This is a genomic window from Brevibacillus sp., assembly GCF_003521185.1.
In the GTDB taxonomy this organism is placed as follows: Bacteria; Bacillota; Bacilli; order Brevibacillales; family Brevibacillaceae; genus Brevibacillus; species Brevibacillus parabrevis.
Genome location: NZ_DOTK01000091.1, coordinates 1 through 21,142, shown reverse-complemented (window position 1 = coordinate 21,142; position 21,142 = coordinate 1). Strand labels below are relative to the sequence as shown.

23 protein-coding genes are annotated in these 21,142 nt (G+C 48.1%); 7 read left to right on the top strand and 16 right to left on the bottom strand.

Annotated elements, in window-relative coordinates; translation table 11 throughout:
• Nucleotides 1-3: 3 nt before the first annotated feature.
• Together DEP07_RS26675 and DEP07_RS26670 are read right to left on the bottom strand one after the other, a co-directional pair.
• Nucleotides 4-864 carry a flp pilus assembly protein CpaB gene (locus tag DEP07_RS26675; protein ID WP_287103246.1) on the bottom strand — a complete coding sequence of 287 codons (861 nt, stop codon included), beginning with the start codon at nucleotides 862-864 and terminating at the stop codon, nucleotides 4-6.
• Nucleotides 865-987: 123 nt separating this feature from the next.
• Nucleotides 988-1,440 carry a prepilin peptidase gene (locus DEP07_RS26670; protein ID WP_233454110.1) on the bottom strand — a complete coding sequence of 151 codons (453 nt, stop codon included), beginning with the start codon at nucleotides 1,438-1,440 and terminating at the stop codon, nucleotides 988-990.
• Nucleotides 1,441-1,951: 511 nt separating this feature from the next.
• Between DEP07_RS26670 and DEP07_RS26665 the strand changes: the two genes are divergently transcribed.
• Nucleotides 1,952-3,097: a response regulator gene (locus DEP07_RS26665; RefSeq protein WP_287103245.1), complete on the top strand. Its 1,146-nt coding sequence runs from the start codon at nucleotides 1,952-1,954 to the stop codon at nucleotides 3,095-3,097.
• Between the two features lie 16 nt (nucleotides 3,098-3,113).
• Here the strand turns inward: DEP07_RS26665 and DEP07_RS26660 are convergent, their stop codons facing one another.
• The 4 genes from DEP07_RS26660 to DEP07_RS26645 form a co-directional block, all read right to left on the bottom strand.
• On the bottom strand, nucleotides 3,114-3,926 hold the full coding sequence (locus DEP07_RS26660) for a polyphosphate polymerase domain-containing protein (protein WP_242772831.1): 813 nt from the start codon (nucleotides 3,924-3,926) through the stop codon (nucleotides 3,114-3,116).
• A 98-nt stretch (nucleotides 3,927-4,024) separates the two neighbouring features.
• Nucleotides 4,025-4,384: a response regulator gene (locus tag DEP07_RS26655; RefSeq protein ID WP_122965594.1), complete on the bottom strand. Its 360-nt coding sequence runs from the start codon at nucleotides 4,382-4,384 to the stop codon at nucleotides 4,025-4,027.
• 246 nt (nucleotides 4,385-4,630) lie between these two features.
• Nucleotides 4,631-5,248 carry a hypothetical protein gene (locus DEP07_RS26650; protein WP_287103244.1) on the bottom strand — a complete coding sequence of 206 codons (618 nt, stop codon included), beginning with the start codon at nucleotides 5,246-5,248 and terminating at the stop codon, nucleotides 4,631-4,633.
• 30 nt (nucleotides 5,249-5,278) lie between these two features.
• Entirely contained in the window at nucleotides 5,279-5,830 is a 552-nt protein-coding gene (locus DEP07_RS26645) for a DUF688 domain-containing protein (protein WP_242772839.1), read from the bottom strand.
• Between the two features lie 155 nt (nucleotides 5,831-5,985).
• Here DEP07_RS26645 and DEP07_RS26640 point away from each other — a divergent pair, with 155 nt between their 5' ends.
• The 4 genes from DEP07_RS26640 (at nucleotide 5,986) to DEP07_RS26625 (ending at nucleotide 8,958) form a co-directional block, all read left to right on the top strand.
• On the top strand, nucleotides 5,986-6,408 hold the full coding sequence (locus tag DEP07_RS26640; protein ID WP_242772842.1) for a hypothetical protein: 423 nt from the start codon (nucleotides 5,986-5,988) through the stop codon (nucleotides 6,406-6,408).
• Between the two features lie 186 nt (nucleotides 6,409-6,594).
• Nucleotides 6,595-7,422, top strand: a complete 828-nt coding sequence (locus DEP07_RS26635) for a helix-turn-helix domain-containing protein (protein WP_173599440.1) — start codon at nucleotides 6,595-6,597, stop codon at nucleotides 7,420-7,422.
• A gap of 86 nt (nucleotides 7,423-7,508) precedes the next feature.
• A complete protein-coding gene (locus DEP07_RS26630) occupies nucleotides 7,509-8,489 on the top strand; it encodes an ABC transporter substrate-binding protein (RefSeq protein WP_122965596.1) in 981 nt (326 codons plus the stop codon).
• Nucleotides 8,490-8,619: 130 nt separating this feature from the next.
• Nucleotides 8,620-8,958, top strand: coding sequence for a cupin domain-containing protein (locus tag DEP07_RS26625; RefSeq protein ID WP_287103243.1), 339 nt, complete (start codon nucleotides 8,620-8,622; stop codon nucleotides 8,956-8,958).
• A gap of 519 nt (nucleotides 8,959-9,477) precedes the next feature.
• Here DEP07_RS26625 and DEP07_RS26620 read toward each other — a convergent pair.
• Nucleotides 9,478-10,065 carry a TetR/AcrR family transcriptional regulator gene (locus DEP07_RS26620; RefSeq protein WP_173599438.1) on the bottom strand — a complete coding sequence of 196 codons (588 nt, stop codon included), beginning with the start codon at nucleotides 10,063-10,065 and terminating at the stop codon, nucleotides 9,478-9,480.
• Between the two features lie 525 nt (nucleotides 10,066-10,590).
• Here DEP07_RS26620 and DEP07_RS26615 point away from each other — a divergent pair.
• Together DEP07_RS26615 and DEP07_RS26610 are read left to right on the top strand one after the other, a co-directional pair.
• Nucleotides 10,591-11,187, top strand: coding sequence for a YiiX/YebB-like N1pC/P60 family cysteine hydrolase (locus DEP07_RS26615; RefSeq protein ID WP_173599437.1), 597 nt, complete (start codon nucleotides 10,591-10,593; stop codon nucleotides 11,185-11,187).
• A 553-nt stretch (nucleotides 11,188-11,740) separates the two neighbouring features.
• On the top strand, nucleotides 11,741-12,058 hold the full coding sequence (locus DEP07_RS26610; protein WP_229049806.1) for a DUF3139 domain-containing protein: 318 nt from the start codon (nucleotides 11,741-11,743) through the stop codon (nucleotides 12,056-12,058).
• Between the two features lie 106 nt (nucleotides 12,059-12,164).
• Here DEP07_RS26610 and ggt read toward each other — a convergent pair whose 3' ends face one another.
• The 9 genes from ggt to DEP07_RS26565 form a co-directional block, all read right to left on the bottom strand.
• Nucleotides 12,165-13,775 (bottom strand): gamma-glutamyltransferase, encoded by a 1,611-nt coding sequence (gene ggt / locus DEP07_RS26605; protein WP_287103242.1) that lies wholly within the window; start codon nucleotides 13,773-13,775, stop codon nucleotides 12,165-12,167.
• Between the two features lie 39 nt (nucleotides 13,776-13,814).
• On the bottom strand, nucleotides 13,815-14,345 hold the full coding sequence (locus DEP07_RS26600; RefSeq protein ID WP_122965601.1) for a chromate transporter: 531 nt from the start codon (nucleotides 14,343-14,345) through the stop codon (nucleotides 13,815-13,817).
• Nucleotides 14,342-14,923, bottom strand: a complete 582-nt coding sequence (locus DEP07_RS26595) for a chromate transporter (protein WP_122965602.1) — start codon at nucleotides 14,921-14,923, stop codon at nucleotides 14,342-14,344. The genes DEP07_RS26600 and DEP07_RS26595 overlap by 4 nt, the downstream gene beginning before the upstream one ends.
• A 22-nt stretch (nucleotides 14,924-14,945) precedes the next feature.
• The gene (locus DEP07_RS26590) at nucleotides 14,946-15,932 is read right to left on the bottom strand and encodes an ABC transporter ATP-binding protein (protein ID WP_173597815.1); all 987 of its coding nucleotides are present in this window, start codon (nucleotides 15,930-15,932) and stop codon (nucleotides 14,946-14,948) included.
• Nucleotides 15,929-16,903 carry an ABC transporter ATP-binding protein gene (locus tag DEP07_RS26585; RefSeq protein WP_122965604.1) on the bottom strand — a complete coding sequence of 325 codons (975 nt, stop codon included), beginning with the start codon at nucleotides 16,901-16,903 and terminating at the stop codon, nucleotides 15,929-15,931. Before DEP07_RS26585 ends, DEP07_RS26590 begins: the two co-directional genes overlap by 4 nt.
• A 35-nt stretch (nucleotides 16,904-16,938) precedes the next feature.
• Nucleotides 16,939-17,769, bottom strand: coding sequence for an ABC transporter permease (locus DEP07_RS26580; protein WP_063229593.1), 831 nt, complete (start codon nucleotides 17,767-17,769; stop codon nucleotides 16,939-16,941).
• Nucleotides 17,769-18,725, bottom strand: coding sequence for an ABC transporter permease (locus tag DEP07_RS26575; protein WP_063229594.1), 957 nt, complete (start codon nucleotides 18,723-18,725; stop codon nucleotides 17,769-17,771). Before DEP07_RS26575 ends, DEP07_RS26580 begins: the two co-directional genes overlap by 1 nt.
• A gap of 43 nt (nucleotides 18,726-18,768) precedes the next feature.
• Nucleotides 18,769-20,331 (bottom strand): ABC transporter substrate-binding protein, encoded by a 1,563-nt coding sequence (locus DEP07_RS26570; protein ID WP_122965606.1) that lies wholly within the window; start codon nucleotides 20,329-20,331, stop codon nucleotides 18,769-18,771.
• Nucleotides 20,332-20,443: 112 nt separating this feature from the next.
• Nucleotides 20,444-20,920: an Lrp/AsnC family transcriptional regulator gene (locus DEP07_RS26565; RefSeq protein WP_063229596.1), complete on the bottom strand. Its 477-nt coding sequence runs from the start codon at nucleotides 20,918-20,920 to the stop codon at nucleotides 20,444-20,446.
• Between the last annotated feature and the right edge of the window lie 222 nt (nucleotides 20,921-21,142).

Below are 21,142 nucleotides of genomic sequence, written 5' to 3'. Positions count from 1 at the left end.
GACTTACCCTCCGATTTTGGGTGCTGGATTGGTTGGCGGCTGTACCGAAGTTGGCGGTTTCGCTGGCTGCTGCTGATTGGTCGGTGCTGGCTGAGTTTGCCCGGCTGGCTGAGCCGCTGGTGCCGTCACTGGCGGAGTCGCTGGTGTTGTGGCTGGCGGCGTTTGCGGCTTTGTTTCCGCAGGCTTTGGCTTTGGCGCCGTCTCCGTCTTGTTCGGCTCCGTGGTTGTAAACGGGTCGGGAATCCCCAGCTCTCCTTTGCCTACATTGGCTTTCAAAATGCGCATCAGCTCGGCGTAGTGCTGCTGATGGATGAATTTGGGCACATCCTCAAACGGCAGCTCCAGCGCCACGCCCTTGAATTTGTTGTCCGACTTCGCCACCATGGCGACAGGAACGTCCTTCATGAACACTTCGGTTACAGGCTGACCGGCCTTCGTAGTCGAGATGATAATATCCACACGGTCCAGCGCCTCCAGCTCCTGGTCGAACATGATGTTTCCCGACGCGTACACGGTAATCAGCCGATTGTTTTGATCGCGGACCATATTCGCCGGCTTCAAAATATTTTTCGTAATGATGTCGCCTTTCGACAAAGGGACGACCGTTACCTGATTTTTCAGACTCATCTTGTCGACAACGTACGAACCATCCGCGTACTTTTTCGGAATTTGTCTTGTCGTCAATTGATCGGGTTGGATCAAGGCACGAGAGGGAATATCGACATTCGCCTCGTAAATCTCCACCATCTCCCCGAGCTGCGCGTTCATGTCCTTGATTTTCTTCAAAAACAGAAACCCGGCCAGAGCCGCAAGCAAAAAGGATAACGCCAGAAAAATAATTGCCCGTCGTTTCGATTCCAACATGAAAAGGTTCCCTCTCTTTTTCTGTAGCTAGAATAATGTCAAATCATGCTGCACAGCCCATATTTTCCATAATAAGTAAAAATACACACTGTTACTATCGGATTATTCCCCGAGAATCACCGCCTAGTAATAGATAACCATTACCAGCAACAGCCCGGTTCCCCCCGCGATGAATGGAGCCAGCGGGATTTCCCGATCCAAAGTCACCTTTCGCGACAGTCTTGAGGCAAGCCATACGGGAAGCATGATGACTCCGGCAAGCAGATAGGCAAGAACCATCGCGAACAATCCCGCCTGCCAGCCCAACGCTGCCCCTACCACGGCAAGCAGCTTGATGTCGCCACCCCCCAACTGCCCATTGCTGATGACGGCCATCCCGAGCGACAGTCCGCCAAGCACGACGACCCCCAGGAGGTGCGCCAGCCAGTCTTCCGGCCGAAGAACCGCATGCGCGATGAGAAAATAGGCGATCCCAGGCAGCGTCAACCAATCGTAAATCAGTCGGTAGCGTAGGTCTGTATACACAGCCACTGCCATTACGAAAAGAATGGGAACGATGACATACAAGGTCGGCACGCGCCCTCCTCCCCCTTTCTCTTGGAGGAAAATTTCACCATCACCGACGGTCATTTAGGGAATATTGTTGCGCATTCGGGAAAATTTTTTGGGTTATTTTAGAAAAAAATTTTGCCATTTCCGCTCGAAACAGGTCCTTTTACCTTGATCCTGCTCCCTCGCTGCCCGGCGTATTTTGCCGAATCGCGCACGGACCAAAATACTTGTATGACAAAAAGAGTGGTTCAGCAGATCCGCTTCTGCCAAACCACTCTTGCCCTGCTTTTCCCTATGCGATTTAGGCACGCGAAAGGAAACCGTCATGCCGCGATGAAGCCCGGCCGGAAGGAAAACGCGCATGTTCATCCAGTTGAATCAGCAGCCGATATGTACCGGAGTGATGCGTGGCTGAAATCTCACCATAAGCTTTACAATTCCTTTTCGGCTGATTAAAGCAACTTTTCAGAGGCTTGTGATGTCTACAATAGAGGGAGTTTTATGCATTCAAGACAACGTAAGGAAGGAGAAGTCGATGAAAGCAATTTTGGTCGATGACGAACAACTGCCTTTGCAACATCTACAGATCATGCTTGAGCAAAAAATAGGTGGCATACAGGTGATCGGGACGTTTACCAACCCGATCCAGGCGATTGAAATGACGCATAAGCTTCGCCCGGATGTCGTCTTTCTCGATATCAACATGCCGCAAATCAACGGTCTGGAAATCGGGGAGCAGCTCCAGAATGCCGATCCTCCCCCGGAAATCGTCTTTGTGACTGGCTACGACAAATATGCAGTAGACGCTTTCGAACTGTGCGCGCTGGACTACATCATGAAGCCTGTCCAACTGAAACGGCTGGAGAAAACCGTCGAGCGTCTGCGGGAAAAAATCAACATCGCGCAAACAACCGAACAGCAAGCCACGCCGCTTGTCTCCATCCAATGCTTCAACCATCTCCAGTTCCACATGTCCGGGCAGGAGCCGCAGGAGATCAAATGGCGAACAAACAAAGTACGCGAACTGTTTGCCTACTTGTTTCATCACCGCAACAAAACGGTGGACAAAGATACGCTTTTGGAGCTTTTATGGCCCGATTACGATTTATCCAAAGGAATGCCTCAGCTCTACACAGCGATCTATTTGATCCGCCAAACGTTGAAGCGATCCGGCATCAAAACGGTTACGATCAACAAAGGCAACCTCGAAACGGGCTACAAGCTGACAGTGGAGTCCTCGTTGATTGACGTAGATGAATGGGAGAAGCGCCTGGCGCAGCTGGCTCCGCCTTCTCGCGACAACATCGCCGATTACGAGCAGACGCTTGCCAGGTACAGCGGCGATTACTTTGGCGAGTACGACTATTTGTGGGCCGAGTACGAGCGGGAGCGTCTGCGCCGATTATGGCTCCAGCTCGCGAAAAAAATGAACCACTTCTATCAGGAAAAAGGCATGCTTGCTGAAGCGATTCAAGTAAACGAGCGCATTCAGCTTTTGCATCCTTTGGACGAGGACTGCTATTTCTCCCTGATGCAGCTCTACGACGCCATGAATGATCCCGCATCGGTCGAAGAGCAGTATGAATTGCTCGCTACGCGCTGGGAGCAAGAGCTTGATTCCGCTGTGAATGAGGATATTTCGAACTGGTTTCAAGCGTGGAAAGCAAAGCCGTATGCGTAAGGCCACGCACAAAGCGCTACTCGAAAGCCCTTCCCGGCCCATTTGTCAGGAAGGGCTTTGACATCTGCGAAAAAGACTGCATTCCACGCTCGTACTGTGAATTGTTTAAATTTTTAGTTTTTTCTCTGCATACAGCGTATTTGGAGATCAGCGTCCGCTGGTTGCTCAAATTTTGCAGCAAATATTGGATGTTAAAAGGAAGGAAATGATCGAACTTGACTTCCATAATCAGCATCGGCTGTGGAATGACGCTCACCATCGCGAGCTGGTCGTTGAACAGATCATCGAAATCAACAGTGGTCATCAGCTGCTTGTCGAAGGTCACTCGCACATTGCCTGTTTCCATCCCATACGCTTCCCGGATGTAGTCGGTAACAATCCTTGGGGCAAAAAGGGGATGCCGACTCTCCACATAAAAATCGCGGAGCAAGCTGCTCTCCGTCTCCTTGAGAAAATCGGTTTGTCCCGTCATGATGCTCGCATATTCGTCCCGCGCAATCGCAACCGCTTCCTTGCAAATGTACCCGCCAATCTTGCTCTTTCGCTCCATTTTGATTGCAGCGTCACTGTTGTTGTAGATGCGGATTCGATACTTTCTGCCGCTGGATGCGGCGTTCTTTTTATCTTCCAGAGCCATGTCCTGAATATCGTCAAAATACAGGCTGCGAATCTGATAGCCTGTTTCGTCAATCGAGTGCGGGTCTAGATACGCAATCAGCCGCAGCTTTGTTCTGATCGTCTCGTAGTCGCTCCAGTGAAGATAATACTTCAGCTCATGACGAAATACTTTGCTGCCCGCATGCCTTCCTGTCGCCCTGGTCCCTTTCATTTCAGCCCACCCTCTTTTCCAAATCAAAAACACCATGATTATTCGTCTCATCCAAACGAAAAATGGTGTCGTCAAGCTCGTCTTCATACATGAAATCTTTAGCCCAATGCATTGCGAACAGCCCATTCCACACGGTCAAGCTGAAGCGGTTTGGCGATAAAATCGCGCGCACCAGCCTGAATCGCCTTGATGACGGTATCGCGCCGCACGACAGCTGAGCATATAATGATCTTCGCATCTTTGTCCATATCCATGATTTTGTGAGAGGCGCGAATCCCATTCATACCGGGCATGGAAATGTCCATAAAGACAAGCTCTGGCCTGTACAGCCCGTATTTATGGACGGCATCCTCGCCCGAATCAGCCTCCACCGTCACTTCCAGCCCCAGGGACTCCAGTATGTTGCGAAGCATGGCTCTCGTAAAAGCGGTATCATCCACTATCATGATGCTGCTCATTGACATGACTTCTCCAGTCTCGGCCTATGGTGCGCCTGTAGTATCAGCCATTCAAAAAAACAGGTTATTTCCCTCAAGCTAAATAGGGAAACCCCTATTATTCAATATCTTCCATTCTACTCCTGCGATCTGAACAAAATCTGAACATGGAAAGAAGGACAAAACAATCTGTTTATGATGAAAAAATAGGGACAAGCCACTGTTTGGTAGCTTGTCCCTGTCTCCCTCAAATCTTTCACCTTCTCTTCATTCAATAAAATCTCTATATTTAATTTTCACTTCGTCTTCTAATGTTAATTCAGTTGATTTTTTTGCGAATTTATTTATTTCAATTGAATTTTCATCCAAATTAAATTTCCCAAGATCATTATTTATTATACTATACTTTCCATATGCGTTTTTATTCAAAAACATGATATATTTTTCTCCCTTCTTCATTTCCCTATATCCATCAATAGTAACTTTCTTTGCTCCATCCATCTCTACAAGACCTACAGGCTCAATTACTGAGAAAGTATCAGAATTATCCAACTCAAAATCATTTGGTGACTTAATTATTTTTTCTACTTGTATCTCTGTATTAGTATAAAAATCCTCTAAGCTACCGTCAAAGTAGTAACTAGTTTGATGCTCACGTTCTGAAAAGTCAGCAATTGGAGTACCTATGAGAATTAGATCGGCTTTATCTAGCTCTTCAGCACTGTTATATGTAATGTAGTGTGCCTCCAATGAAATGGTTTCCACTGTTTCTTTTCCTTTTGAAAATGAACCAAAACCAGTAAGCACTATGATCACTAGGACAACTAACCACATAGTCTCTTTTGGGTATTTAATAAAATTTGCAATATCATTCCTAACACTCATCTTATTCATCTCCTTTTTATACACTTACAATTACTTTCCCCACTTGCTACGTAATTCGGACTTGTCATAGGAAGTTGGACCGATTTTTTGAATACCTTGATTCATTACAGAAGTTTCATTTCGAGTAGGATGAGCTAGCTTGAGACTATGTCCAATTTCGTGTGTTGTATTAGAGATTCTTTGTGCCTTAGTCATGCCTTCTGAGTCCATATTATTATGAAATATGTGAACCTTAGTATAGTTCCAATTTTTATCAAGGCTCGTCAGTCCTACAGCGCTATATGGATCCATTCTTCCTAACAGACCTTGAACATTACTATTTCCAACATAATATTTATCAGCATATCTGTGCTCTCCTTCAGTGAAACTAACTGCCGATGAAATGCCTTCCCAATTACTTATCGCACTATTATATACGTCCTCATAATCATAATTGTAATCATATACTGAAGAGTCGAACTCATAAATGGTCACGCCATCCCATGTTTTTCCTCCCTTCCAGTAATCAGCTAGCGCATTCTGGACCGGACTCACCAATAATACCAATGTTAGAAAGCCTAAACTTGCAAGATTTCTTTTCATTATCTAACACCTCTTTTTGATCTTTTAATCAACTTGAATTATAATACAAAAATAACAATAAATGTAATTATTTTAAAAAAATTTTCTGTTAACATATTTGATACATTTTCTTATTTTTCATGGTTAAAGACTGACTAAAAATCGGAGGTGTTTTAATGTTAAGAAAAAAACTTCTATTACTAATCGTCTTACTAATCCTTGCAGCTTGTGCTGAAAAAAAAGATAGCTTGCTCACCACGGAAGCCGTTACCCAAACCTTCGAAGCTGCGCACATGCCGCTGACCAAAACGGTAGATGGCGACTATTTTGTGTTGAATGGTGTGTCGCCGGACAAGTACACGCTGAATCGAAACTCTCTCTTTCTATACGTCTTTGCATCCGAAGAAGACGCCAAAAAAGGTCTGGAAGACTTTCATGAACAAATCCAAGCATTGAACCTTGTCATGCCGCAAATCTTTGAAGCCAAAAATGTGTTGCTGTTCTATTTGACCCCCGGGACACGGACTGACTCTTTTTCTGACAGAGATCCACAAATCTCGTCCATCGTCCACTCCCTTCTGTCCTCCATGCCTGACTAGGAAGAGTTTCTCGCTTCTTTCGCCCCCTATCTTACGAAAAACTGACCCGATGCCGCCACCCGGCTGTTTGAACATGAGCCGGGAGCGGCACTTTTGTTGTGCAAATAGATTGACACTGATATTCATTATCAATAATGTGGAAATAGACGAGAGCCGGCAAACTACGATGGAAATGAGGCATACAATGTGAAAATCGACGTTGATCAGTTAGCAAAGCATTTTGCGCACATTCCTTTTCAAGTGGAAGGAGTATATCGATATGCCAGAGATCCCGGTGTGCCTCACGCTGACTATACAGATTCTTATCCTGGATTCGTGTTTCCCCTTACAGGGAAGGTGCAATTCCAGTTTAATGGTACGCCTTATATTCTTTCGCCAGGAAAAGTGGTGCATGGCGGTGCAAAAATGAGTCTGGCGCAAAAAATGTTTGGCAAAACCAACTGGGAATATATTCTCGTCCAATATCGGATATGTGACGCAGAACTGGAAGCGTCCAGCTTTTCGCATCAGCATTTTGAATTAGCAACGGGACAATCCCCCCGTCTGATCGAATTAATCATGCGTCTTTGGCATGTGTACAATCAGCGTGGCGGCATTTCCATGTTTCAGACCGAGATGCTGTTTCGAGATGTACTGAATGAAGCGTTGCTATGTGTTGCGAATCGGCAAAACAGCTATGAACCACACGCATTATTCGAACGGGTAGCTCAATATATTCATGAACACTACTATCAAAGCCTTACGATAGCATCGCTTGCAGAACAACATAACGTCAATCGCAATCGGCTTTCTTACGTATTCAGAAGATATGCAGGCATGGGACCGGCAGAATATTTATTGAAGTACCGCATCAACATGGCGCAAGAAATGCTAGTAACAAGTGAATTGCCCGTACAGCAAATTGCACAAACGGTTGGCATTGCCGATCCTTTTTATTTTAGTCGAGTGTTCAAAAAACAATTAGGCATTTCCCCCACTGAATATCGCGAGCAGTTCATCAATAATCCATGCTGATTTCAACAGGCATCCATTCTCTCCGAAAAATGGCTTTACTATACTAATGGCAAGCCAAAGAAAACATCATGTCGGAGGAATCGCCCATGCCAAAAATAAAAAGCCTGTTAATTTCCACTCTATTACTAGCAGGCATACTAGCAGGCTGCAATCAAGCACCTGCCGAAAATAAAAGCTCCGCTCCGGAAAGTACATCTACATCCACAGCTAAGACAGATACACCTGCTTGGCCAAGAACATTTAAAGATTCGTTAGGCAAAGAAATTGTGATCGAGAAAAAACCGGAGAAATTGGCCGCACTATGGTACTTTTATCCGGAAATATTAGTGGCATTAGGCGAGCCACCTGCTGGTTCTACGGAAAAAGAGTTTCTCGCTTCTTTAGCTTATTTAAAAGGAAAGCTGGATTCAGCCGAAGAGCTGGGAGATAAAGTATCCCCTAGTATCGAGAAAATTCTTTCCATTGGGCCTGATATTATTTTGGCAACAGAACAACATGAAAAAATGTATGATTCCCTGGAAAAAGTGGCGCCAGTCATTACGTTGAACACCAAGGACATCTACAATGATTGGCAATACGGGATTCGTACAGTAGCCAAGATTATCGGCAAAGACGACGAAGCGGAAAAAGTCATCGACAAGATGATGAACGACATTACAACCGGGCGCGAAGCCTTAAAGCCGATGGCAGGCGAGTCAGTGGCTCTCATTTTGTCTTGGGATGGAAAAACGTTCAATGTACTAGGGGAAGGAAATCCAGTCTATAAACTCGCGTTCGATAAAGAAAAGGGACTGGGGCTTACACCAGATCATAAATTTACAGGTACGAACAATGAGTTTACTGCGTTTGAAGGAATTTCAACTGTTCAAGCAGACCATATTTTCCTGATCGGCGACATTACCAAAAAGGAAGCATTGATGAATGACTTGCAACAAAGCAAGGTATGGAACAATCTGAATGCCGTGAAGAAAGGCAATGTGCATTTAATGGATACTTCCGCTATTACTGGCGGCCCATTAGCTATCCAATACGCTTTGCAAAATATCACAGATGCCTTGCGTAAATAGCAAGGTCTAAAAAACGCGAAAAATCCGAGCGAAATCACTCTTGTGCAACATGCGAGTGACAATAGATGCTATCCCGCTCTTTGAACGGTAAGGGTAAGGTACCGTGCAGGCAAAAAAAGGAGGGATTCCTATGAATTACGAGGTTATTAATCTGAATGAGCAGCTATCTGCAATCAACGAGCTTTGGTCTCCGAAAGTCGTGGGGGAAATACATGACGTTCAATTCAAGCTGATTAAAATTGACGGAGATTTTGAATGGCATGAGCATCATGGTGTCGATAAAGTATTTATCGTGCTCGAAGGAGAGATGTTCATTGCTTTTCGCGATGGTCAGGTGAAAATTTCCAAGGGCGAGATGTTTATTGTCCCGGGGGGAGCCGCGCAAAAGCCGTTCGCCGAAAAGGAAGCCCATGTCATGTTGGTCGAGCCTAGAGGCGCAGCAAACGCTGACCATTCTGAGTCCGAATAAGCGATTTAAAGCTAGTGATTGTTAAGGTACTTTCAGCATCTTTTCAAATTCGGCTATCGGTAAGTTGTCACAAACTAACGATAGCCGAATTTGCGATGCTGCCAAGTGCCTTTTTTGCCTCTTTCATTTTGCAGGAAAAGACTTTTTATAAAAGGGAATACTGCTCCTCTTACGTTTTGAGACTGTTCCTTTTCCCCCTTCTCCCAAAAAAATCTTTAATAAGCGTTACATACCACACTAGCATTTCCATAAACGCCAGGAGGACAAACAAAGCCCATATCTCCCCTTGACCAAGGCTATGCCACAAGTTATCTATTTCCGTCCCGGAAGCACGCAGCAAGGACTGTAAAAAGAATACAATCGGTCCAATTATGGAGGACAATATGGTCAGTATGGAAAGAAGCTTGCGCTGTTTCCGAATGAGATACACAATACTACTGACTAGCGCTATCAAAATGAATACATAATAGAAACCCCAGACCCAAGAAGGCAACGTCTCCATGGGTTCCCTCCCTCCTATCAGAAAAGCCCCAGAATTTGTTTAATCAATCTTTCTACTTGTTCAACTGATCTGCAATCGGCAACAAAACTATTTTGAAGATTGTAGCCGTCAAGCACGGCAACTATTGCGCTGGCAGCTATTTTCGAATCCAGGTTTTCCGGGAGTTGCTTCGTTTGTTTTCCCTTTTCTAAAACCAGGCATATTAGCTGGAACCATTCTTGGTAATATGCAGACATCCTCTCTCTGACGCTTTCATTTCTGACAGCAATGGAACAAAACTCAAAAAAGATTTGAATCCAATTATCTTGATTACTTAATTGATAAAAGATGTGTACACCTTGACTGACTACGCTTTCAAACGGCTCATTGGAATTTAGCAAAGGGAGAAAATGCTGTTTGTAAATGGACAACTTGTGATCCATAAACTCTAAAAAGAAGTCCTCTTTACTTTTAAAGTGTAAGTAAAAGGTTCCTTTTGTATATCCAGCCTCCTTTGCCAATAAGTCGATTGAAGCTTTGTCATAACCATGTTGAGCAAAAACTTTAACAGCTGCATTCATGATCTTTTGATAAGATTCATTGCTTTTCTGCGTGTGTTTGTTCATTTTACATATCATCCCTTTAATTGGAAAATTTTGTTTACTTATTTTTGTACCCATGCTATATTGTATAACAAATACTAACCGTTTAGTATTATTTTTTTCAAAAAAGGAGTGAACTTCAAAAATAAAAACAATTATATTAGCGTCAAATAGCTACTACCAGCTTGTTAGCTATCTGGGGGTTGAACAATTGTAACAAGTCAACGGCAGGGACATCAGACCATGGTAACAACTATCCAGTATTTTTGGATCTGTCAGTGTCCCATTGATGGAGGCTCTAAGCGATGCCTTGTCCAATAGGAATGCTCCAATCGTGGCAATATTATTTTCTGTTTGTCATGAAGCAACCTCCTATTCATGCCATTGACTTCATTTTTCATGAATTTACAAAAGTTTAAAGTCAGACTGTAATTGAAGGTTACTCTTGAGGATTGTATTAAAATCCTCCTTTGATTACCTTTGGTGATCGTAGCTATAATGTGCAAATAAAAATTAAAAACACTCATAAATTTAGGGAGAGCGATTGAAATGAAAAAAGTAGCATTATCTCTTTTAACTGCAACTCTAGTGTTTGGTACTCCTCTTGTAGGGCATGCAGCAGAACCGAAAGCCGAAGACCCTGGTGTATACTATCCCGGAACAAACACTAAAATTAAACCCGGTGATATTCTTGTTACAAACGATACTTCTAGTTGGGGTCTCACTGGTCATGCAGCTATCGTTATCGACACACAAAACCTGGTTGAGATAAGAGGCGATGGCTACAATCCAGAGAAAAATGACATTGATGACTTTATCGACGACCACACTAGCGGTTCAAGTTGGGTAAAGGTATACAGGCATGATTTATCCTCCAAAGGGAAAGGGGCAGCAAAGTGGGCCGAGTGGTATGTGAAAAATTATAGTGACGTTGAGTATGGATTTTCAGATCTCCTTGACTATGACGACACAACATATTGCTCAAAAATTGTTTGGGATGCCTACTATTTCGGTGCAGATGTTGAACTCGAGACCGATGTTGTTACCATTCCAGTAGCTGGATTACCAGATATCACACTTGAGGTCGCGAAACCTTATGATTTGGGTAATGGACCTGATGTTGATCTTGTCGAAAAAATTGATTGATCTCAACTAAAGACCTAAGTCTGTCGAGATTTTTCTGTAAACTCAATCAACCAGTTTATGAATAGGCTTCATCCCCTAATAGATGTCTTTTTCGAAGACAATAGAGTCAGCTAACCCTTGAGGCATTCGTAGAGACAAAGATAATTCCTTCAGGGATGAAGCCTATCCAGTGGTTAGCGGATGTAAGTGATTCCAATTAGGCCCAAATGGCGAGGAACTTCTTATTTCGTTAATCCATTTTGCATATCCCTCTAATTCTGTTTTTAATTGTCTGAATGTAGCCATTCATTCTCTCATATTGGATCACGTTAATCTTCCTTAAATGTGCAATGGCAGTTAGGGCAATATTAGCTGACGGTAAGCAAGGGCAAGTGTTTATTCTATCGAAGCTATCTCCTATGCCTTGCGAGAAGCAGCTAGGATTTGCTCGAGGGAGCTTTAGATCTACGTAAAAAAAGCTTAAAAAGCTCAGCCAGAGAAGCACTGCTTCAAAAGGTTGTAATTTTATGGTAATATCAGCGCTGCGGGTATGGAAAAATTAGGAGGGATCGCTGTGAGAAAAACGCTTGTCATCTGCATGCTCATATTCTTGACAGTTGCTGTTTCTTACAACTTTGAATGGATCATAGGCGGCTATCCACAAACGAAATCAGATATACAAAGCAATGTACGAGAATATTTATTGAGTGAGAAAAACTACAACATTGCTGACATTGCGAGCATTGATGTCACGTACTCCAGAAAATTCGGAGATTACAGCGCCCAGGTCATTTTTTCGGATGAAAGAGAAACGAAATACTACTATCGAATAGATGAAAAAGTAAAGCAGAGTGGTTACAGCGGTAAAACTGATAAGCACAGAGAAAGCTAAAACCTTTGAAGCATGAAAAAAACTTGCGGAACCTATCCACCCCAGTAAAAAACAAAATGCCGAAGCTAAGCTCCGGCATTATTCATTCGCCAATTTTTGTACTCCCCTACCACGCGGCAATGCTGCTGTCTGCGCGCATGTCCGTCCCGCCGCTCAGCACGCCGTGTTCATCCCGCCAAATAATTTGGCCGCGGCCAAAGTAGTTGCCGAGCTGCGCCCACTTGATCGTGTGCCCTTTGCGCTCCAATGCTTGCGCCAGGTGCTCCGGGAAGTGCCGCTCCAGCTCCACCGTTTTGCCCTCCATCCACTGCCAGCGCGGGGCATCCAGCGCCGCTTGCGGATTGAGGTGGAAATCGATCGTGTTCATGACTACCTGCACATGACCTTGAGGCTGCATGAAGCCACCCATTACACCGAACGGACCGACTGCTTTTCCGTCTTTGGTCAAAAAGCCCGGAATAATCGTGTGGAACGTCCGCTTGCCCGGCTCCAGGCAATTGTCGTGGCCTGGATCGAGCGAAAAGTTGTGCCCGCGATTTTGCATGGCGATCCCGGTTCCTGGCACGACGACTCCCGAGCCGAAGCCCATGTAGTTGCTCTGGATGAACGACACCATGTTGCCTTCGCCATCGGCTGTTGCCAAATAAACCGTTCCGCTCGACTTCGGCTGCCCCGGCTCTGGCGTCAACGCCTCGTCGCCGATCAGCGCGCGGCGCTCCTCTGCGTACTCCTCGGACAGCAAGTCTTTGACTGCGACCTTCATTTTGCTTTCCTCTGTGATGTATTTCAACCCATCCGCAAACGCCAGCTTCATCGCTTCGATCTGCTTGTGATACGTCTCTGTTGTGTCTTTTGCGGCAAAATCATAGCCTTTCAAAATGTTCAGCGCCATCAGCCCGATCATTCCCTGACCGTTCGGCGGGATTTCCCACACGTCGTAACCGCGGTAATTGACGCCTACTGGCTGTACCCATTCCGGCTCGAATGCCGCCAGGTCTTCTTTGCGCAAATAGCCGCCGCACTCGCGGGAAAAGGCGTCGATTTTGTCGGCAAGCGCGCCGCGATAGAAGCTCTCCCCGTTTGTCTCCGCGATCTCGCGCAAAGTAGCGGCATGCCCTGGCGATTTCCAGATGTCGCCCGCTTTTGGCACCTTGCCCTCTGGCGCAAAAGTGGAGAACCAGTGCGCAAATTCTTCGCCTTTGCACAACTGCGAAAACTTTTTGTACGCTGCGTTCCAGTAATGAGCGAGCGTTGGCGAAAGCGGGTAGCCATTCTCCGCGTAATCGATGGCAGGCTGCAACACTTCCGTCAACGGCAGCTTGCCGAAGCGCTTGGACAGGGCTGCCCAGGCTGCCGGAGCACCTGGCACAGTCACTGGCGTCCAGCCGTATGTCGGCATTTCTTCCAGACCTTTTGCCTTCAGCGCATCGATCGAAATCGCTTGCGGAGCTGGCCCGCTCGCATTCAGACCGTGCAGCTCATCCTTGATCCAGACCAGCGCGAACGCATCGCCGCCGATCCCGTTGGACGTCGGCTCCACGACAGTCAGGCATGCCGCCGTCGCAATCGCCGCATCTACCGCATTGCCGCCCTTTTTCAAAATATCAAGACCTGCCTGTGCCGCCAGCGGTTGCGAGGTTGCGACCATACCGTTTCTCGCAAAGGTGGTCACACGTTTTGAAGCGTACGGGTATTCCATTGCATCGTAGTTAACCATGGTTTATGCCTCCTTGATGTAGTTATCGTTGCTTGCTCGTTAGCCGATAAAGATGTACCCATACACCATCGCTGCTACCATGACAAAAGCAGGATGCACCTTCCACGTTTCCAGCAGCAGATAAGACGCAACGGTCAAAATGCCCGTCTGTATCCAGCCGATCCCTTCGACTGCCCCCAGCAAAAACTGATACGTCATCGTTCCCAGCAAAACAGTCACGACAGGGCGAACCGATTGCGTCATCGCTTTCACCTGCGGTGCGTTGCGGAACAAGTTAATGAATTGAAGCAGCAAAATCATCGCGATGGCAGTAGGCGCAACCGTAGCGAGCAGAGCGACAGTCGCTCCCGGCACACCTGCCACCTGATAGCCGATGTAGCCTGCCAGCTTGGTCGCGATTGGACTTGGCAGCGCATTGCCTACCGCCAGCACTTCCCCGAACTCCTTTATGGACATCCAGTGGTAATGATCGACGACCTCGTTTTGAATGAGCGGGATGCTCGGCGGCCCTCCGCCGTACCCCAATATGTTAGAGATAAAAAAAGCCCAAAACAGTTGCAGATAAATCATGCCGCTCCCTCCTTGCCGTCCTGCTTCTTGCGCTTGCGGACAGACCAGGTCGAGTATGCGAACGAGACAAGCAGCGCAATGCCCACGACAATGCCCGGATGCCAGTCAAGGAAAAGCAGCGCTACAAGCGACAGACCGAGCGAGATGCTCACGCCTGTTTTGCTCGCTGCTCCCTTCCAGCCTTTTGCGAGAAACTCCCACGTCAGCACGCCTGTCATGACGGCAATCACCGGGCCGATCGCCTGAATCATGCCGTAGACGCCAGGCGCGTCCTTCCATTGATAGATCACCTGCAAAAGTCCAATCATGACGAGCACGATCGGCATGACCACGGCGATATTTGCCACCAGTGCGCCCATCCAGCCTTTTACCCGATAGCCGATGAAAGCCGCCAGCTTGGTGGCAATCGGCCCGGGCAGCGCGTTGGCGAGCGCCAAATTGTCCGAGAAATCTTCATCCGATACCCATTTATACTTTTTCACGCACTCGGTATAAAACAGGGGAACCATCGTCGGTCCTCCCCCGAAACCAAATATCCCGATGCGGAAAAAGGCGAGAAACAAATGCCAGTAAACCATGTTCGTACCTCCATCCCTTGCCTTAGCGGAGCACCTCTCCCGATTGCACCAGATGACAGGATACCAGTTGGCCCCCGCCGATGTCTGACAGACTGGGCGTTTGCGAGCGGCAAATGTCTGTTGCATACGGGCAGCGCGGGTGAAACGTGCAGCCGCTTGGCGGATTCGCCGGGCTTGGCAAATCCCCCGTCAACAAAATCCGTTCGCGCTTTTGCCGCGGCTTCGCCACCGGAACAGCCGAGAGCAGCGCCCGTGTGTACGGGTGGCTCGGATTCTCGAACAGCGTCCGCTTGTCGGCGATTTCCACCACACGCCCCAAATACATCACCGCAATCCGGTCGCACAAATGTTTGACTACCGACAAGTCATGCGAGATGAACATCAACGTCAAATTAAATTCCTTTTTTAAATCCTTCAGCAAGTTCAGCACCTGCGACTGAATCGATACATCCAGGGCAGAAACAGGCTCATCCGCGATAATCAGCTTTGGCTTGACCACGAGCGCGCGGGCAATCCCGATCCGTTGCCGTTGCCCCCCGGAAAAGTCGTGCGGGTGACGGTTCAGATGCTCTTTTCGCAAGCCGACGATTTGAATGATGTCTTCAATGATCTTTTCCCGTTCCGGCTTCGTCCCGATGTTGTGCACCATGAGCGATTCCAGCAAAATCTGCTTGATCGTCATGCGCGGGTTCAGCGAAGCGTACGGGTCCTGGAAGATCATTTGCAAATCTTTGCGCATCAGGCGCATTTCTTCTTTGGGCAGCTTCGCTAAATCTTTCCCGTCAAACCAGACTTCCCCTGCCGTCGGCTCCAAAAGGCGCAAGATCGTTCGACCCGTCGTCGATTTTCCGCAGCCCGACTCGCCTACAATCCCGAGCGTCTCTCCGGGGTAGACAGTCAAGTCGATGCCATCCACTGCCTTGACGTGTCCGACCGTTCGTTTCAAAAAGCCGCCCTTGATCGGAAAATGCTGCTGAAGTCCTTTTACTTCCAATAGAGGTGTCGTCATTGTTGCTCTCCCTCCTCTGCATACAGCCAGCAACGGCATTTTGTCCCGTTCAGTTGCAACAGTTCCGGCGGCTTTTCGTTGCAGATCGGCATTGCCCTGGAGCAGCGCGGCGCAAAACGGCAGCCAGTCGGCATCTGATGCGGCAAAGGAACTGCCCCTGGGATGGTTTCCAAATATTCGCGTTCCTCGTCCAGCTCCGGTATGGAGTTCATCAGGCCAATCGTATACGGATGCTTCGGGCTTTCAAACAAAGTATCCACATCTGTTTCCTCGACGACCTGCCCAGCGTACATGACGATGACACGGTCGCACATCTCGGCTACTACGCCCAGATCGTGCGTGATCAGCATGATCGAGGTTCCCGTTTTTTCTTTCAGGTCACGCATCAAGTCGAGAATTTGCGCCTGAATCGTCACATCTAGCGCCGTCGTCGGTTCGTCGGCAATGATCAGCTTCGGATCGCAGGACATCGCCATCGCGATCATGACCCGCTGCCGCATTCCGCCCGAGAGCTGATGCGGAAATTCTCCGTATATCTCTTCTGCGCGAGGCATGCCGACTGCCTTGAGCATGGCGATTGCCCGCTCTTTTGCCTGCGCTTTTGTCACTTGTCGATGCAGCATGACGGCTTCCTCAATTTGTCTGCCTACCGTATGCAGCGGATTGAGCGAAGTCATCGGCTCCTGAAAAATCATCGCAATCTCGTTGCCGCGCACAGCCTGCATTTCTTTTTCCGACAGCCCCAGCACGTCTTTTCCGTGAAAGCGAATCGTTCCGCTCGTATTTCCGTTGGGTGGCAAAAGCCGCATGATCGACAGGCTGGTTACGCTCTTGCCACAGCCTGATTCGCCTACGACACCGAGTGTTTCACCAGCACGGATGGAGAAGTCGACGCCGTCAACTACACTGACGACACCGCTGTCCGTGCGAAACCGGGTTCTCAGTTGTTCGACTTCCAAGATGGTCGTCATCTGCTCCACTCCTTTTCCCTGCGTAGGGCTTTTGATTATTTACGTGAGCGCGGGTCCAGCACCTGCTGCAATCCATCTCCCAGCAAGTTGAAGCCCAGCACGACTAAAAAGATCGCGATGCCCGGATAAAACGTCGCGTACGGTGCGACAGACATCAACGTTTGCGCCTGGTTCAGCATGCTGCCCCACGACGGCGTCGGCGGCTGCACACCCAATCCCAGATAGGAAAGCGAAGCCTCGGCGATAATGCCTGATGCCATGGCGAGCGTCGCCTGAATCACAATCGGGTTGAGCGCATTGGGCAGGATATGGCGGAAAATGATGCGCGCATCTTTTACCCCGACCGAACGCGCCGCTTGAATATATTCCATGTTGCGCAAAGACAGAACCTGACCTCGGGTAATCCGGATGAAGGCAGGCGCAAAGCCGATGCCGATCGCAAGCATGGCGTTGCCAAAACCGGAACCAAGCACCGCCGAGATCGCGAGCGCCAAAATCAAAAACGGAAAAGCCTGCATCGCATCGACGCTCCGCATGACTACCCACTCATCCCAAAAGCCTCGGTAATATCCTGACAGCAAACCGATCGGCACGCCAATCAGCATGGCAATTCCAACAGATATCAGCGCAGCCTGGATGGAAATTCGCGCACCGTAGACGACGCGGGAGAAAATATCCCGACCGAGGTCGTCTGTCCCAAACAAATGCTCACCGTCCGGCTGCATCATCACTTTGTTGTAATCTTGTGCATTCGGGTCAAACGGAGCGATCTGTGGTGCGAAGATGGCTACCAGAATGAGCACAAGAATAATGACTGCTCCGATGACGCCAAGACCATTTCGGAGGAATTTGCGTGCGGTTTTCATCACTCACCCGCTCCTTTCCCAGCTTTGATGCGCGGATCGATCACCGCGTACAACATATCGACAGCCAGGTTGACCATGACTACCAGCACCGCAGAGACGAGAATCGCTCCCTGTACCGTCACATAGTCCCGCTTGAACACGGATTCGACGATCAGACGGCCGAAGCCGGGAATGGAAAAGATCGACTCGGTAATGACCAATCCGCCCAAAAGACCCGCGATCATCAATCCGGAAGTCGTGACCACTGGCACCATGGCGTTGCGCAGCGCATGGCCCAAAATCGTCCGTGCTTCATTCAAGCCTTTTGCTTTTGCCGTCCGAATGAAGTCCATGCTGACCACATCGAGCAAGGAAGAGCGCAGCATCCGCATCAGGACCGCAGACTCCCTCAGCCCTGTCGCCAAACAGGGGAGAATCATCGCCAGCAAATTTTGCGTCGGATTTTCCAGAAACGGAACATAGCCGGAGGCAGGCAGCCACTGGTTGTTGACCGCAAAAAAGATAATCATCATCATTGCCAGCCAAAAGCTCGGGATGCTCATTCCGCCCAGCGCTGTAAAGGTGCTCGTGTAATCAACCCACGTACCGCGGCGCACAGCCGCCAGAATCCCGGCCGGAAACGCAATCAGGATGGCGACGAGAAACGTTCCGATCGTCAGCTCCACTGTTGCGGGTAGCCTTTGCATTATTAGTTCAGAGACCGGCACCCGGTCCGTAATCGAGATTCCCAAATCGCCCTGCAACACTTTTCCCAGCCAGGAAAAATATTGCACTACGATCGGCTGGTCCAAACCCAGCTCTGTTCGCAGTGCCTGATAGGCTTCCGGTGTCGCTTCCTGTCCTAAAATGACCCGGGCAGGATCGCCCGGGATCATGTGGATCAAAGAAAAAGTCATAATGGACACCAGCAGGAGAATCGGGATTGTCAGCAGCAGACGCCTGACCACGAACATCATGACAATTCCTCCTTGCTCTTGCCTTTATAGTGTTTCGCTTGCCTTATTGCTTGTCCAAAGTCGCGGTACGGATCAAGCCATCCGGTACATAGTTGAAGCCCGTTACTTTTTTGTTCATGCCAATCAATACGTATTGGTGGTACAAGTACACGTACCCCGCTTCATCCTGCAACAGTTTCGCTGCTTCATCGTACAAGGCTTTGCGCTTCGCTTCGTCCATTTCCCCGCGTGCCGCTACAACCAGCTCGTCCAGCTTCGGAATGGAAATGCGGCCGTTGTTGTTGGAAGTGCCGGTTACGACGAAGTCATGCAAGTTTTGGTCAGGGTCCTGACGACCGGACCAGCCCAGTTGCAAAGCGTCAAATTCGCCTTTGTCGCCTGTTTCAATCAGCTGTCCGTACTCCAGCTTCTCCAGTGTCATGTTGATGTTGTACTGCTTCAGCATGCTTTGCAGCACAGCTCCCAGCTGCTCGTTTTCCGGAGAAGTCGCGATATACAGTTTGAAGTCAAATCCGCCTGGCTTGCCGCCTTTTGCCAGCAAGTCCTTGATTTCATCCGCATTTGGCGCTGTTGGTGTGTTCAACTGTTCGTTGTAAGCGAGATTTCCTTTGGTAAACGCTGTACGCGCAGGCGCCGCATAGCCGTTGTACAGTACCTTCACGACCGCTTCCCGCTCAATGGCGCGGTCTACAGCCTGACGCAAAAACTTGTTGTCAAACGGCGGGCGGGAGTTGTTCAAGTAAATTCCTTGGAAGCCCATTCCCGACTCGGCGATCAGTTGCAGATTCGTATCGCCTTTCACGACAGGGATTTCTTTCACAGGCGTATCATCGATGATGTCCAGCGTGCCGGAGCGCAAGTTTTGCACCTTGGCTGTGCCGTTCGTGAACACTTTGTAGTTCACTTCGTCGACTTTTACCGCGCCGTTCCAGTAGTTCTCGTTTTTCTTCAGCGTCACGTGGTCGCCTTTTACCTGTTCAACAAAAGTGAACGGCCCGGTTCCGACTGGATGGTTGAGATATTGTTCGCCATGCTCCTTGACTGCTTTCGGCGAGACGATGATGCCAGAACGGTCAGTCAACACGGAGAGGAACGGAGCAAACGGCTCTTTCAATTGAATTTTCACCGTGCTTTTATCGACAACCGACACGGATTCAACGAATTTCAGCTCCCCTTTGCGGCGGGATTTTTCTCCGCTGATGTTGCGATCGAAGTTGAATTTGACGGCATCCGCATCAAAATCCGTACCGTCGTGGAACTTCACGCCTTGCTTGAGCTTGAGTGTATAAGTCTTGCCATCCGGCGTGACTTCGTACGATTCAGCCAGCATCGGCACAATCTTGCCTTGCGCATCGATATCGAACAGCTTGTCGTAAAGACTCGCGTATACTTGGCGATCATAAAGCGATGTGGAGATGCTCGGGTCCATCGATGGCGGATCTGCCTTCAGCCCGATATTGATTACTTTTTTGCCAGCAGCAGGTGCTGTTGCTGTTTTTCCGCTATCAGCCGTTCCTGCTCCGCTTCCTCCTCCACAGCCTGTTACCAATAAAACCGTCCCCAGCACGGCACCGAGCATCGCTTTGCTCATTTTGGTCGAAAACATAAGATGACCCCTTCTCTCTTTTTTTCTGTGATAAACATGACGACTTTTTCAAGACAATCCCAGCGGCTCATTCGTCCGATGGCATTCCCCCTTCCAAGGTTCCCGCTTTGTTTTAGCGGACGAAGTTGTACTTGGATTTCAAAATTTTCAGCTCATTGATGACGTTTGTCCGCAAAATTCCCGGGACTTTGTACAGCTTTTTCATCAAAAATTCCGACAATTCTTCGTAGCTTCTTACCAAGACCTGCGTGAACAGCTGATAGTCACCGGAGGTCAATACGATCAGGCGAATTTCCACCATCTCGTTCAGCGCGGCGACGACTTCGTCGAGCTTTTCCGCTTCGACCGCTACTTGAATGATCGCCTGAACATGCAGGCCTGCCTTGACTGGATTGACGATGCCAACCAGACTCAACGTTCCTTCGTCTTGCAGCTGCTGCACGCGCATGCGAATCGTTTTTTCGGTCACCCCGAGATCTTTGGCGATTTGGGTAAAAGGCAGGCGAGCATTTTCTTGCAGAGCGCGGATGATCCCATAATCTGTATCGTCAAGCTCCGGGTACAGGGAACGCCGGAATTTCTCCTCCATATAACCACTCCTTTATTCGTCTTACTTATCCATTTTTTAACCTTATAGCGGTTGTAAATTAAAAATTACAGTCGAATTACGTAACGATTGTTGTTACTATAATACGAATTACGGCACGATGCAACCCTTTATTCAGAAAATTTCTTTTTGAAAGCATTTTCATTTTTTTATTTTCCTTTATCATATTTCGCGTATTCATAAAATCGAGTAGGAGGGGGCGAC